Source organism: Dyella thiooxydans, assembly GCF_001641285.1.
Taxonomy (GTDB): Bacteria; Pseudomonadota; Gammaproteobacteria; order Xanthomonadales; family Rhodanobacteraceae; genus Dyella_A; species Dyella_A thiooxydans.
Genome location: NZ_CP014841.1, coordinates 2507854 through 2521187, shown reverse-complemented (window position 1 = coordinate 2521187; position 13334 = coordinate 2507854). Strand labels below are relative to the sequence as shown.

The following is a 13334-nucleotide window of genomic DNA, read 5'->3' as shown; positions in this document are numbered from 1 at the left end:
GATCAGCGTGCGGCATCGGGATCGCACAGGCCGCCGGCCCAGCATGCCTGGTCGAGATGGCTCCATTTCAGCGGGACGGAACGCTGATTGCAGCGCCGGATCGCGCGCATGATCGTGTTCTTCAGTTTGGGAGCATGGTGGGCCGGGTTGAATGCGATAAAGGCGAGCTCGATTTTCCCCAGGGTGCAGTCCACCTGGGCGATCCACGATGCAAAGGTATAGGTGAGGTGCAGGTGCAGTTCGGGACGTGCGGCGAGCAGGCTGGCCAAGCGATGGGACCTGCCCGCCCCGGCTCGGTCGGTGATGATGTGAGTCTCCTTGCCGTCGGCAACGTGGGCGACTACCGCGACAAGGAAGGCCGTTAGTTCGGCGGCTGCCGGGCGTTTGGATCGTGCTGTCCCGGCCACCTCCCCCGGGCGTCCCGTCAGGGCCCGGCAAAGTGCGGGCATGCCGGGGCGACCCTTGCAGGGGGGCAGGTCCACCGATTCGGACCGTTTGTGAGCGGCACCATGGTCTACCCTGCAGAAGATCGCGGCGTGCTGGGTGCGGTCCAGATACAGTCCGACGATGTCGGCGGCGCTTGCGTTGAAGTCGGGCCCGGTTGGCGCCAGCAGGCTCTTGAGCCGGTGCGGCTTGATTCCGTGTTTCGCCCAGATGCGGGTAACCGTCATGTACGAAATGGCACCGCCCAGTTCAGCAGCCAGCTTGCGAGACGACCAGTAGCGCGAGCCGTCTGCGGGCGTGCGCTGGGTCGTCTGATCGAGCACGCGACGCTCCAGCTTGTCGGTGACCTTGTATCGCCCCCGACCGGCGTGGCGTGTGTAGAGTCCGGCCAGGCGCTCGGCGGCGAAACGCTTGCTCCACCGTGCGATATAGCTGTCACTGCAACCGAGCCGCGCGCGGATATCTGCCCAGGTATGTCCGGCCGCGAGCAGCAATATCAGCCGGGCGTGACGGGCGGATTCAGTATCGCCATGATTCGACTCGACTTGCGTTTCGAGCGCCATGCGTTCCCTCCTCGTCAGTTTCAACATGCGGCCGCCCGGACACCCTTCTCCCCGGTATGCACCGATCCCGATGGCCTCGCCGACGGCGGCCATGGCGTCTCCCTGTCATGCGCGGCACCTGCCGATGCGTTCATCGGATCCTCTTGGGGAGTGCACACGCGCCACGAGTCCATCAGCATCACAACAGCGGCGCCGGTGGCCGCCGGGAAGTGGCCGCCGTGCGGGGCTTCAGGGGGTATCCCGGCCTGGCCTTCAGGGCGCGCGCGCGTGGCAGGATCAGGCCGACAGTGCCCACGACGTGTGCGATACCGGTGCTCGCCGTGACCCGCCGCGTGCGTTGCCGCCGGTAGATTCCTCCGTGCGCCGCGATGTAGATCACGGAGAGCGCCCCGAACGCCAACAGGTTGCTCCCGGGATTCAGTCGGCTGGTCTGCGCACCGAAGCAGACGAACACGATCGCCAGACCGATCAACAGCGCGAGCGAAATGCCTGGCCCGATGCCCGCATCAAGCAGCAGGTGATGAATGTGTCCGCGATCCGGCTTGAACGGTGATCGATGCTCGCCGAGGCGGCGGATCATCACGGCGAGGGTATCTAGGACGGGCAGCGCTACGCACCACAGGACATCCACCGTGGAGAGTTGCGGATGGGCCTGCTGACTGAGGCGGATCAGCGTCCAGGCCAGCAGGTAGCCCAGCACGACGCTGCCTGCATCACCGAGGAACACTTTGCGCCCGACCAGCCCGAGATTCGCGGCCAGGTAGGGCAGCAGCGCGGCACTCAGTAACAGCAGCAAGCCGATACTCGACCACATCGAGAGTCCGAGGAAGTAGACGATCGCCCCTGTGGAGGTGATCGCCAGCATTCCGGCGAGTCCGTCGATGCCATCCATCATGTTGAACGCGTTGAGCAGGCCGATCACCGCTAGCAGCGTCAGTGGAATGCCCAGTACGCCGAGTTCCAGCTCGACGCCGAATACTCGGCCGAGCGTGTGGATATGCAGGCCGGTGAAGCCAATCACCGTCAGCACCGCCGCAGCCTGGACAAGCAGGCGCGTCAGGACGCCGAGTTCGAAGCGGTCGTCCAGCACTCCGGTAAGCGCAAGTATGGCCGTCGTGCCGAGGATGACGCAGGTGAGCATATCGGCCTGTCCGGCAACGCATGCCCCGCAGAGCACGCCGGTGAAGACCGCTATGCCGCCGATCAGGGGAATATGGCCGAGGTGCTTCTTGCGCCCGTCGGGGTGATCGATCAGGCCGAGCGCCGGCGCATGGCCGTAAACCAGCGCGAGCGTCGCCGCGCAGAACAGCAGCGCGGTCGCGCAGGACGCGAGAACTCTCAAATGCAGCATTGCCGTTGCGTCCTGGTGGCGGAAGCAATGCCGGGCTGATGGTGGGTCAGGACTGCACGGCCTCCTGGTTGCCTTGCGGCAACCAGGTAAATCGAAGGTAGGCCCCTTGCTTTTGGTTCCATGGAAGCCGGAACTTGTAGCGAGCGTGGCCTCCCCGCGATGACCGTCGGGTGCATTTCGCGTCAATGGCCGGGACACAGGTCACCGCACGGAGGACGTTTCCCGGGCGGGGATGGCGGGCATGCAGATTTCGCCGCGTGGTCGGGCTGCGCCGGATGGATCGCGTGCGCTGCGGATAGGCTGGAGATGCCCGCTCGACCGGGCTGCTATGGGCGGCGCCGGTCGGTCCTCCGCCGCTGTGCTCTGGTGCCCCTGGCTCAGTGGAACATCAGATTGATCATCACCATGGTCACCAGCAGCACCGCCAGGGTCAGCGGTACGCCCACACGCAGGAAGTCCTTGCCGCGGTAGCCGCCGGGGCCGGCGACCATCATCAGCGCCGGGTGGCCGGAGCTGATCAGGAAGGTGTTGGACGAGGACACCGCGACGATCAGCGCGTAGGCCGACGGATTGCCGCCGGTGGCCACGGCGACACTGATCGCGATCGGCACCATCATGACGGTGGCACCGACGTTGGACATCACCTGCGAGAACAGCAGGGTGAGGATGGCCAGCGCCAGCTGCAGGACCCAGGGCGCGGCGTGGCCGAGATAGACCAGCACCTCCTGTGCCAGCCAGGCGGCAGTGCCGGTGGCATCCATCGACCAGCCCAGCGGGATCAGGCAGGCGGTGACGAAGATCGTCTTCCAGTTGATCGCCTTGTAGGCCTCGTCCATGTTGAGCACGCCGGTGAGCAGCATGCCGATGGCGCCGGTCATCATCGCCACCGACAGGTCGAGGTTGGTGAACAGCGCCAGGCCCTTGGCCAGCAGGAAAAAACCCACCGCGTGCCAGATCTTGCCGGGGCGCTGTTCCTCCTTGGGGATGTCGGTGACCACCACCAGGTCCTTGTCCTCGGTGGCCTGGGCCAGCTCGCGCCAGCTCGAGTGCAGCACCAGGGTGTCGCCGGGGCGCAGGCTGATGCTGCGCACGTCGTCGCGCAGCACCTGGTCGCCGCGGTGTACCGCGAGCACCGAGATGCCGTAGCGCTTGCGCAGTCGCAGCGCCCCGATGGTCTGCTTGATGAAGCGCGAGCTCGGCGGGATCACCGCCTCGGAGATGCCCGCGCGGGTCGGGTTGAACAGCTCGCCCAGCTGACGCATGCGCGGCGACAGGCGGCACAGCTGGTTGTTGGCGAACTGCGCCAGCTGCTCCCGAGGTCCGAGTACGCCAAGCACCGAGCCGACCCAGATCACCTGGTCCACCGGCGGTGCCATGCGCGAATCGTTGCCGCTCTTGATCGCCAGGATCAGCGGCGCCTCGCGCAGCTGCTCCACTTCGCCGATGCTCATGCCGACCAGCGGGCTTTCCGCGGTTACGGTGAGTTCGGCGGTGTCGCCGACGATGCCGTAGGTGTCGGCGAAGTAGCTCTCGGTACGTCCGGGGGTGACTTTGAGGCGGTCGTCCTCGCGGTCGGGGAGCAGCTTGCGGGTGAAGAAGTAGAAGAACATCACGCCCAGCACGGCGAGCGCCAGACCGATCGGGGTCACGCTGAACAGGCCGAACTTGGGGATGGTGTGTGCCCCGGGCGGCAGGTTGTTGTTGGCGCTGGCGATCAGGTCATTGAGGATGATCAGCGGCGAGTTGGCGATCAGCGTGGTGTTGGTGGCGGTGAGGATGCAGAACGCCATCGGCAGCAGCAGCCGCGAGATCGGCACGCCGGTGCGCGCGGACAGGCGGCTGATCACCGGGATCATCAGCGCGGCCAGCGCCTGGCTGGGGATCACCGCGCTGAACAGGCTGGTGACCGAGTTGATCACCACGCCGAGGCGCGATTCCATGCCGCGCGCCATGCGCATCACGAAGTTGGCGGTGAGCGAGAGCACGCCAGCGCGGTCCAGCCCCGCGCCCATGATCATGATCGCGATGATGGCGATCACCGCGTTGCCGGCGAAGCCGTTGAACACGCGGTCGGACGGAATCAGTCCGGTCAGGCCGATCACCACCACCACCAGCAGGGCGACCATGTCGGCGCGGATCCACTCCAGCACCAGCATGATCATGGTGAAGGCCACCAGGGCCATCACCAGGATCATTTCGGGAGTGAGGGTCAGGCCCAAGGGGGAAGGTCTCGCCGGGTTGGGAATCGCACGCCGTCAGCACACCGGGCCAGGCCGCACGACTGCATGCGGTGGTGCGAAGTAAGCCTCACGCGGCGCCCCGTCCCTCTCTTGGAGCGCAGTATATGCGGGCATGCGTGACGGCTGGTGAATCCTTTCGTCGAAGCCGTCTTCAACGGCGGCGGTAGAGCAGGTCCCAGACGCCGTGGCCGAGCCTCAGGCCGCGGCGCTCGAAGTGGGTCTCGATGCGCCAGTCGGGCTTCTCGGCATAGCTGCCGGGGGCGACCGCGTTGCGCCAGTCGGGCGCCGCCTCCATCACCTCGAGCATGTGTTCCGCGTAGGGCTGCCAGTCGGTGGCCAGGTGCAGCAGGCCGTCCGGCGCCATGCGCGAGGCGAGCAGGGCGACGAAGTCCGGTTGCACAATGCGCCGCTTGTTGTGGCGCTTCTTGTGCCAAGGGTCGGGGAACCAGATGCGCACCTCGGAGAGCGCGCCGGGCGCCACTTCATGCTCCAACACCTCGACCGCGTCGTGCTTGTAGATGCGTACGTTGCGCGCGTCGCGCGCGGCCAGGGCATTCATCAGCCGGCCCACGCCCGGGCCATGCACTTCCACGCCGATGAAGTCGCGGTCGGCGTCGTGTTCACTGGCCCAGGCCAATGCCTCGCCGTTGCCGAAGCCGATTTCCAGCACTCGCGGCGCCTGTCGCCCGAAAGTGGCCGCGAAATCGCGCGGTTCGCCGCGGTAGTCCAGGCCGAAGCGCGACCAGTGCGCGTCGAAGGCGCGCTGCTGGGCTGGGGTCATGCGGCCCTCGCGCAGCACGAAGCTGCGGATGCGACGCAGATGCGTCTCGTGGTCGGCGCCCGCCGGGGCGTCGTCGGGGTGGGAGTCGTCGCTCATGGATGATCCGGGTCGGGCGGCCGCTGCGGCCGGCGCGCTGACCGACCCGCCAGTTGGCGGGTCGATGGTTTGTCGAAACGTCGATTGTATCGCCGTCCGTTCCCGCGTGCGGTCTCAGCGGTGCTTGAAGCGCTCCGCGCCCGGGTTTTCGCGCTCCTGACGGACAGGTGCTGACGGCCGGTTCTGCTGCGCGGTATGCGGGCTTGGCGCCGGGCGGGGCGCGGGTGCGGCCTGACGTGGGGGGGCGTAGGCGCGCGGTGCCGGCTCGAATCGGCGAGGGGCAGGTGCCGCTTCGCTCATGGCGGGTCGGCGGGGCTCCAGCTGCATCGGCGGCGGCGCGGGCAGACTCGCGGGGCGTACGCCCGGCGGCCGCACCACGCGAGGCTCTGCTTCGGGCCCGCGGCGTGTTTCGGTCATCGCCGGGCGCACCTGCTCGAAGCGGGGCAGGGGCGGCAGCTCACGCGCCTGCAGCCGGTTCTGCAGCGAGGGTTCGCGGCGGACCACCGGCTCCTGTCGTGGCGCCGCGGGCTCCTGCACGAATCGGGGTACCGAAGGCAGCATTGCCGGGCGGAGTTCACGCTCGTTTTCCGGGCGTGCCGATGGTGCGTCGATCCGGCCGCGCGCCACGCGTGCCGCTGGCAACCTCGATGCATCTGCCGGCGAGGCGATCCGGCGCTCGGCCGGTACCTCCGCCGGGCGTGCCTGTGGCATGCCGGCCCGGAACACCCGGTCACCGGCTTGCCGCTCGGCGTCGCGGTGCATCACCACGGGTCGGGCGAAGCCGCCCGTTTCGGCCGCGCGCGGCGGTGCCCGGCGGTTCCCCGCCGCCGTGGGACGTGCCCGGGGCAGGCCGCTGGCACCCCCCAGGATCGTCGCACGACGTGCTTCGGCTGCATCCAGGTGCAGTCGATGGGCCTGGACGGGGCGTGCCTCGGCGAAAGCCTCGCGCGACATGGCGGTGATGCCGTGCGGAGGGCGCTCGCGGCTGTATCGCAACTCGGGCTCGCGGCCTTCGTGATAGCGCCGCCAGCGCTCGTTGAAGTAGCGCTCGTCGGCCTCGCGCCGGTCGTGTCCATCGCGGTCGCGGCGATGGTCGTGATCCCAGCGCCCGTCGTGTCCGTTCAGCCGACGGTAGTAACCAAGGCTGACGGGATACCACGGGTCGTAGAAGTCGCCCGGTCCAAGCGGGAACCAGCCGATCGGCGGGCCAGCGCCTACCGAGGCACTCCAGCCGCTGCCGCCGACGAAGGCGACCAGTGCGGGGGCATAGATCGGACGCAGGCCACGCGGCCCCGGGATCCAGCCCCAGCGGTCACGCACGTAGACCCAGCGGCCGTAGTGATAAGGCGCGAAGCCCCAGGGGGCGTCGTCGATCCAGGTCCAGCCCCACGGGGCCACGTAGGCCCAGTGCCCGAAGCGGTAGGGTGCCCAGCCGGCGTCGACATCGCTGGGATACCAGACTTCGCCGTACTGGTCGTCGTCCTGCCAGCGGCCGTAATCGTCCAGGTCCTGGTAGCCGATCACCTGTTCGGAGACGTAACGGCCACTCTGGGCGTCCGCGTAGCGCTGGTTCCGGTCCGCGCTCCACACATCGAAGGCGTCCCGGCTGCCGGCGTAGGATTCGTCGACCTGCGCCAGCGAGCTGTCGTCGAAGCGGTAGGTGTGCCCGCCCACCAGCCGGCGCATGGCCTGGTCGGCGCCGTAGACCGTGGCCTGGCCGTCGAAGGCGGTGACCTCGGTGTCGCCGTCGCGTGCGTCGACGTCGACGCGGAACGTACCCGGTTGATCCACGACCAGCGCCACCCGCGGCGTGTCGATCTCGTAGCTCTCGCCGGGTGCCAGCGCACGTACCGACAGGCTGACGGTACCGCGGGTCAGTTCGAACTGGGCCACCTGATCGTCCAGGCGAAGCACGCCCAGGTCGGTGTCGCGGTCCAGGCGCAGCGCGGCTCGGTCCAGTTCCAGTTCCGCCCGTGCGTTGTCCCCGGCTGCCAGACGGTCGCCGCGGGTCAGCGGACGGTTCACCGAGGCGTCGCTCCAGTCCCGTGCGCCGCTGGGCAGGAGGCCGATATCGCCGGCGAGGTAGGACAGGCGGGCGACGCGATCGGGTGGGTCGGTGTCCGTCGTCTGTGCGCGGGCGATCCCGCCCAGCGCGAACAGGACGGGGAGGATGGCAAGCATCCGCCAGCGGGCGATGGGGGCATGGCGGTCGGACCGTGACTGGCGCATGGACCTCTCCTTGGGACCGGCGATCCGGCATCGCCCGGATCGTTGCGATGATCAAGCCATCGTGAAGACGGCTCGTCGGCATTATGGGTGGGCCACCGTCGACTTCATGGGCCTGAGGACCCGAGGGATGACATCGGTTCAGCCAGCTGCCATGTCCGGTTCACCCGGCGTTGGGCGCGGACGCCTTCCCCCGGCTGGCGTTGGCGGTTAACATCCGACGCCGACGCGGGTGTAGCTCAATGGTAGAGCTGTAGCTTCCCAAGCTACTGACGAGGGTTCGATTCCCTTCACCCGCTCCACTCCCTCTCCCCCGAACCGACCCCTACCTCCCGACGCGTGCGCTGACCATGGCGGCTGTGATCACCCTCGGCTGGCGGGAGCGCGTCGCGTTGCCCGATCTCGGCATCATCGGACTCAAGGCCAAGCTCGATACCGGTGCCCGCTCCAGCGCCCTGCACGTGGACACGCTCGAGGTGTTCCGGCGTGACGGCGCCGACTGGCTGCGCTTCGAGGTGAGCAGTGGGCGCCGCCGTGTACGCGTCTGGCAGGCCGAGGCAGCGGCATCCGATCGCCGCGTGGTCACCGATACCGGTGGGCACCGCAGCGAGCGCTGGTTCGTCCGCAGCCTGGTGAGCGTGGCCGGGGAGGTGTACCCGATTGACATCAGCCTGACCGATCGCCGCCACATGCTGTTTCCCATGCTGCTGGGGCGCACGGCGATCGCCGGGCGCTTCGCGGTGGATCCCCGGCTTTCCTACACCCAGCCGCGCGCGGAGCGCGCCGTCACGGATACCCCATGAAGATTGCCATCCTCTCCCGCAACGCGCGGCTGTATTCGACCCAGCGCCTGGTCGACGCGGCGCGCGAGCGCGGGCACGTGGTGCGCGTGCTCGACCCGTTGCGCTGCTACGTGCGCATCGCGCCGGGCAACATGGCGATCCGCTACAAGGGCAAGGCGTTGCGCGACATCGACGCGGCGATCCCGCGCATCGGCACGCAGAGCACGTTCTACGGCACCGCGGTGCTGCGCCAGCTGGAGATGATGGGCGTGTACACGCCCAATCCGTCCGACGCGGTGCTGCGCGCGCGCGACAAGCTGCGCTGCCTGCAGATCCTCGCCTCGCACGGCCTGCAGATGCCGGCCACGGTGTTCGGCGACAACCCGGACGACACCAACGACGTGCTGGCGATGCTGGGCGACCCGCCGCACGTGATCAAGCTCAACGAGGGTAGCCAGGGCACCGGCGTGGTGCTGGCCGAGAAACGCAGCGCCTCGCAGAGCGTGATCGAGGCGTTCCGCGGCCTGTACGCCAACTTCCTGGTGCAGGAGTTCATCGCCGAGGCGAACGGCAGCGACCTGCGCTGCTTCGTGGTCGGCAACAAGGTGGTGGCCGCTATGCAGCGTGATGCCAGCGCTGGCGAATTCCGCGCCAACTTGCATCGCGGCGGCACCGCCAACAAGGCCACGCTGAGCGCGCAGGAAAAGCGGATAGCGGTCAAGGCTGCCCAGGCGCTGGGGCTGGGTGTCGCCGGAGTCGACTTGCTGCGGTCCAACCGTGGACCGTTGTTGCTTGAGGTGAACGCCTCCCCGGGGTTGGAGGGGATCGAGTCCGCCAGCGGGGTGGACGTGGCGGCGCACATCGTGCGGCACCTCGAGCGCCATGGCGTCCGCTGAATGAAGGCATGGGCTCCTTCGGAGGATTAACCGCGTCCTAACCGTTCCACCCCTATAACGTGTCCACTGCAATCTGTCTGGCGTCTCAGCCTCAAGGTCTGGTGGCAGCAGATTCGGTATCGGGGCAGTAGCTTGGGCCCGGGTGCGCTGATCCCGCGTGGACAGTCATCCGGGCTTTTTCTTTGCACCGGACCTATCCTCCGGCCGGCGCGGCTTCCGCCACACGCCTGCCGGCTTGTTAAGCTTGATGACCATGGGCCGGTCCGCACACCGGCTACCTGGAGTGCCGCATGCGCGTACTGGTGATCGAAGACAACAGCGATATCGCGACTAACATCGGCGATTATCTGGAAGACCGCGGTCATGTGGTCGATTTCGCCGGCGACGGCGTGACCGGCCTGCACCTGGCGGTGGTGCACGATTTCGACGTGATCGTGCTCGACCTGACCCTGCCCGGCATGGACGGCCTGGAAGTCGCGAAGAAGCTGCGCCACGAGGCGCACAAGCAGACGCCGATCCTGATGCTGACGGCGCGCGACGCGCTGGAGCAGAAGCTCACCGGCTTCGAGTCCGGCGCCGACGACTACATGACCAAGCCCTTCGCGCTGCAGGAACTGGCCGCCCGGCTGGAAGTGCTGGCGCGCCGCGGCAAGGGCCCGCAGAGCAGGGTGCTGAAGGTCGCCGACCTCACTTTCAACCTCGACACGCTCACGGTGAACCGCGAGGGCAAGTCGATCCAGCTCAACCCGATCGGCTTGAAGCTGCTGCAGGCGCTGATGGAAGCGAGCCCGTCGGTAGTGACCCGGCAGGATCTGGAGCAGAAGGTGTGGGGCGAGGAGCTCCCGGACAGCGATTCGCTGCGTGTACACATCCATGGACTGCGCGCGGCGATCGACAAGCCGTTCGAGAAGCCGTTGATCCACACCCGCCACGGCATCGGGTATCGCATGGTCGATCCGGATGCGGTCCAGGCGTAAGCTGCGGTTCCGCCTCGTCGTCTCCTTCGCGCTGTTCGGTTTCGGCCTCAGTGCGCTGTTTGCTTTTGCCGCGCTGAACATCCGTTCGCGGGTGGAGGACCAGCTGGTCACTGCGACGCTGATCGATGAGGTGAACAACCTCAATCAGCAGGTGCACGAACACCCTGACCAGCAACCCAGGTTCGGGATCGTCGAGGCATGGACCTGGAGCGATCGCACCATCTACAAGGCTCCTCTTGCATGGCAAAGTCTGGCCAATGGCGTGCACGACATCTCCGAGAAGGGTGCCGATGGGCGGCTGCACCGCTACAAATTGGCGGTCGAGCACAAGGACGGGATCTATAGCTTTCTGCGCTACGACGTGTCGCGCGACGAGCTTGGCAAGCAGCAACTCCTATTCAGCGTCATCGGCGCCGTGTTCCTGTTCGGCCTGCTCTCGCTGGCGATCGGCCTGTGGCTGTCGCGCAAGGTGCTCAAGCCGGTCAGCCAACTGGCGCAACGCCTGCGCGAGTTCCGCCGGCTGGGCAAGGCCGAGCCGCTGGCGCCGGAGTTTGCCGACGACGAGGTGGGTGAACTGGCGCAGGCGCTGGACGACTACGCCGCGCGGCTCACCTCGATGGTCGAGCGCGACCGCGAATTCAATTCCGACGTCAGCCACGAACTGCGCACGCCGCTGGCGGTGATCGCCAGCACCACCGAACTGCTGCAGGGCTCGCCCGACCTCACGCCCAAGCTGGCCGAGCGGCTCAAGCGCATCGAGCGCGCCTCGCGCCAGGCCACCGAGCTGATCGAAGCCTTGTTGTTGCTCTCTCGCGCCGAGCGCCGCGGGCCGACCCGTGGCGAGACCACCGACGTGGCCAAGGTCGCCGGCGACGTGATCGAGAGCCAGCGTCCGCAGATCCGCGACAAGCCGATCGCCGTGTACCTGGACGTGCGCACGCCGGTCAGCGTGAACGCGCCGGCCTCCGTCTTGGCGGTGGCGCTGACCAACCTGATCGGCAATGCGATCAAATACACGCTGGAAGGCGAGGTGCGGGTGGAGGTCGACGCCAACGGCATCGAGGTGATCGACACCGGCCCGGGCATCAAGCCGGAGGACGCCGAGCGGCTGTTCCAGCGCGGGGTGCGCGGCGAGGGTGCCGGCGGAAGCGGTGCCGGCCTGGGCCTGGCGATCGTGCGCCGCCTGTGTGAACTGTACGGTTGGCAGGTGGCGATGCGGCCGCGTGGCGACCGCAACGGTGCGATCGCCAGTCTCGTCTTCGGCTGATCCGCAGCCAGCCCCTCCACCAACGAAAACGCCCCGCATCGCGGGGCGTTTTCGCATCACGGAGCCGTGACGAGGGTCAGACCGGCTCCAGCCAGCCCCACTTGTCGTTGGTGCGGCCGTCGAACAGGCCGAAGTACAGCTCCTGCAGCCGGCGGGTGACCGGTCCGGCGGTGCCGTGGCCGATCTGCTTGCCGTCGACCGCGTTGATCGGGGTGATCTCGGCGGCGGTGCCGCACATCAGCAGCTCGTCGCACAGGTACAGGTACTCGCGTGGGAGGTCGCGCTCGACCACCTCGATGCCTTCCTCGCGGGCCAGCACCTTGAGCGTGTCGCGGGTGATGCCGGTGAGGATCGAGGCGCTGGCCGGGGTGGTGTGCAGCACGCCGTCGAAGACCAGGAACAGGTTCTCGCCGGCGCCCTCGCTGAGCAGGCCGGTGGAGGCCATTGCGATGCCCTCGCCGAAGCCGAGTCGGCGCGCCTCGCGCGCGATCAGCTGGCCGGAGAGGTAGTTGCCGCCCGCCTTGGCGCCGGCCGGGATGGTGTTCGGCGCGAAGCGCTGCCAGCTGGACACGCAGGCGCTGATGCCCTTTTCCAGCGCCCCCGGCCCGAGGTAGGGGCCCATCGGCCAGGTGGCCACGGCGACGTCGATCGGGGTGTCGGCGGACAGCCCGAAGCCGCCCAGGCCGCGATAGGCCACCGGGCGCAGGTAAGCGGCGGTGAGGCCGTTCTTCTTGACGATGTCGCGGCAGGCCTGGGCCAGCTCGTCCATGGAGTACGGCAGCTCCATGTCGTAGATGCGCGCGGACTGGTACAGCCGCTTGAGGTGGTCCGTCAGGCGGAAGATCGCGGCACCGTCGGGCGTGGCATAGCTGCGGATGCCTTCGAACACCGACGAGCCGTAGTGCAGGGCATGCGACATCACGTGGGTGGTGGCGTCCTTCCACGGCTTGATCTCGCCGTTCTGCCAGATCCATTCGGGGTATTGCTGCGCCATGACGGTTCTCCGTTGGGGACCGCCCATGATAACGGATCGCCCCGGCAGCCGCCCCGGACGAAGGTCATCCGGCCGGCGGCAGCAGCCACAGGCAACCGGCGCGCCGCTCGATCACGAAACGGGTGCTCTGCGGGCCGCCGTCGGCACCGACGGTGACCGCGATCAGCGCCTGCGGGTCCGGCGCGGCGGCAGCCGGCGGCGCGTTCGCGGCCGGGGCGTCGAGCTGCTCACGCAACGGGCGGGTGGGGTCGTAGATCGAGGGGGCCGGCCCCGCGCTCGCGGTCCGGCTGCCATCGGCGTCGTCATGCAGGTCCAGCAGGGGCCGTGCGACCAGTGCGCCGAGTGCCTGGATCTGGTCGACGGCGCCGCGCTCGCCGTAGTCGTCCCACAGCATCATGCCGGCCAGCCGGTTGGGCTGGTGCCGGGCGAACGCTTCCAGCACCTGTCGCCGCAGCGTCGCCGGATCGGCGGCACAGAGCTGCTCCGCCCGGTCCGGCGCGGGTGGCTGGGCGGGGCCGGCGACGGTCGCGGCCGGCAGCACCGGGGTGGCATCCAGCGTGCTGCAGCGACGGTCGGTGAACACCGGGTGCCCGGCCGGATCGACGCAGCGGTGGATCGCCCCCTGCGCGTGTGCGACCGGAATGGCACCAAGGGCCAGCAACGGCAGGACCAGGGAGGACGGCAGGCGCATCAGGGCAGCATAGAGCCGCCGCCGTA

The 13334-nt window shown here is 68.2% G+C and carries 11 protein-coding genes and 1 tRNA gene; 5 read left to right on the top strand and 7 right to left on the bottom strand.

The genetic code is table 11. The annotated features are described in order from the left end of the window. Positions 1-2: 2 nt before the first annotated feature. The 5 genes from ATSB10_RS11470 to ATSB10_RS11450 form a co-directional block, all read right to left on the bottom strand. Positions 3-1100: a helix-turn-helix domain-containing protein gene (locus ATSB10_RS11470; protein WP_205631049.1), complete on the bottom strand. Its 1098-nt coding sequence runs from the start codon at positions 1098-1100 to the stop codon at positions 3-5. A gap of 85 nt (positions 1101-1185) precedes the next feature. Continuing rightward, positions 1186-2358, bottom strand: coding sequence for an MraY family glycosyltransferase (locus ATSB10_RS11465; RefSeq protein WP_063672947.1), 1173 nt, complete (start codon positions 2356-2358; stop codon positions 1186-1188). A 377-nt stretch (positions 2359-2735) separates the two neighbouring features. Beyond that, positions 2736-4553 carry an SLC13 family permease gene (locus ATSB10_RS11460; protein ID WP_063672946.1) on the bottom strand — a complete coding sequence of 606 codons (1818 nt, stop codon included), beginning with the start codon at positions 4551-4553 and terminating at the stop codon, positions 2736-2738. Between the two features lie 196 nt (positions 4554-4749). Next, positions 4750-5475 (bottom strand): tRNA (guanosine(46)-N7)-methyltransferase TrmB, encoded by a 726-nt coding sequence (gene trmB, locus ATSB10_RS11455; protein ID WP_063672945.1) that lies wholly within the window; start codon positions 5473-5475, stop codon positions 4750-4752. Positions 5476-5589: 114 nt separating this feature from the next. After that, positions 5590-7704: a DUF6600 domain-containing protein gene (locus ATSB10_RS11450; RefSeq protein WP_063672944.1), complete on the bottom strand. Its 2115-nt coding sequence runs from the start codon at positions 7702-7704 to the stop codon at positions 5590-5592. A 225-nt stretch (positions 7705-7929) separates the two neighbouring features. On the opposite strand from ATSB10_RS11450, the gene ATSB10_RS11445 reads away from it, so the two are divergent. From ATSB10_RS11445 to ATSB10_RS11425, 5 genes are all read left to right on the top strand, one after another. After that, a tRNA-Gly gene (locus tag ATSB10_RS11445) sits at positions 7930-8003 on the top strand. A gap of 48 nt (positions 8004-8051) precedes the next feature. Continuing rightward, complete coding sequence (locus tag ATSB10_RS11440) at positions 8052-8504, top strand: ATP-dependent zinc protease family protein (RefSeq protein WP_063672943.1); 453 nt, start codon at positions 8052-8054, stop codon at positions 8502-8504. Beyond that, entirely contained in the window at positions 8501-9379 is an 879-nt protein-coding gene (gene rimK / locus ATSB10_RS11435; RefSeq protein ID WP_063672942.1) for a 30S ribosomal protein S6--L-glutamate ligase, read from the top strand. The genes ATSB10_RS11440 and rimK overlap by 4 nt, the downstream gene beginning before the upstream one ends. A gap of 290 nt (positions 9380-9669) precedes the next feature. Continuing rightward, positions 9670-10356 (top strand): response regulator transcription factor, encoded by a 687-nt coding sequence (locus ATSB10_RS11430; protein WP_017462973.1) that lies wholly within the window; start codon positions 9670-9672, stop codon positions 10354-10356. Next, the gene (locus tag ATSB10_RS11425) at positions 10340-11623 is read left to right on the top strand and encodes a sensor histidine kinase (RefSeq protein WP_063672941.1); all 1284 of its coding nucleotides are present in this window, start codon (positions 10340-10342) and stop codon (positions 11621-11623) included. Before ATSB10_RS11430 ends, ATSB10_RS11425 begins: the two co-directional genes overlap by 17 nt. A 76-nt stretch (positions 11624-11699) precedes the next feature. Here ATSB10_RS11425 and ATSB10_RS11420 read toward each other — a convergent pair whose 3' ends face one another. Together ATSB10_RS11420 and ATSB10_RS11415 are read right to left on the bottom strand one after the other, a co-directional pair. Next, on the bottom strand, positions 11700-12617 hold the full coding sequence (locus ATSB10_RS11420; protein WP_017462975.1) for a branched-chain amino acid transaminase: 918 nt from the start codon (positions 12615-12617) through the stop codon (positions 11700-11702). A gap of 64 nt (positions 12618-12681) precedes the next feature. Further along, positions 12682-13308: a DUF4124 domain-containing protein gene (locus ATSB10_RS11415; protein WP_083966191.1), complete on the bottom strand. Its 627-nt coding sequence runs from the start codon at positions 13306-13308 to the stop codon at positions 12682-12684. Between the last annotated feature and the right edge of the window lie 26 nt (positions 13309-13334).

Coding starts and splice junctions, on each gene's coding strand:
- ATSB10_RS11470 (WP_205631049.1), bottom strand. CDS start 1,100: ATGGCCGCCGTCGGCGAGGCCATCGGGATCGGTGCATACCGGGGAGAA.
- ATSB10_RS11465 (WP_063672947.1), bottom strand. CDS start 2,358: ATGCTGCATTTGAGAGTTCTCGCGTCCTGCGCGACCGCGCTGCTGTTC.
- ATSB10_RS11460 (WP_063672946.1), bottom strand. CDS start 4,553: ATGATCCTGGTGATGGCCCTGGTGGCCTTCACCATGATCATGCTGGTG.
- trmB (WP_063672945.1), bottom strand. CDS start 5,475: ATGAGCGACGACTCCCACCCCGACGACGCCCCGGCGGGCGCCGACCAC.
- ATSB10_RS11450 (WP_063672944.1), bottom strand. CDS start 7,704: ATGCGCCAGTCACGGTCCGACCGCCATGCCCCCATCGCCCGCTGGCGG.
- ATSB10_RS11440 (WP_063672943.1), top strand. CDS start 8,052: ATGGCGGCTGTGATCACCCTCGGCTGGCGGGAGCGCGTCGCGTTGCCC.
- rimK (WP_063672942.1), top strand. CDS start 8,501: ATGAAGATTGCCATCCTCTCCCGCAACGCGCGGCTGTATTCGACCCAG.
- ATSB10_RS11430 (WP_017462973.1), top strand. CDS start 9,670: ATGCGCGTACTGGTGATCGAAGACAACAGCGATATCGCGACTAACATC.
- ATSB10_RS11425 (WP_063672941.1), top strand. CDS start 10,340: ATGCGGTCCAGGCGTAAGCTGCGGTTCCGCCTCGTCGTCTCCTTCGCG.
- ATSB10_RS11420 (WP_017462975.1), bottom strand. CDS start 12,617: ATGGCGCAGCAATACCCCGAATGGATCTGGCAGAACGGCGAGATCAAG.
- ATSB10_RS11415 (WP_083966191.1), bottom strand. CDS start 13,308: ATGCGCCTGCCGTCCTCCCTGGTCCTGCCGTTGCTGGCCCTTGGTGCC.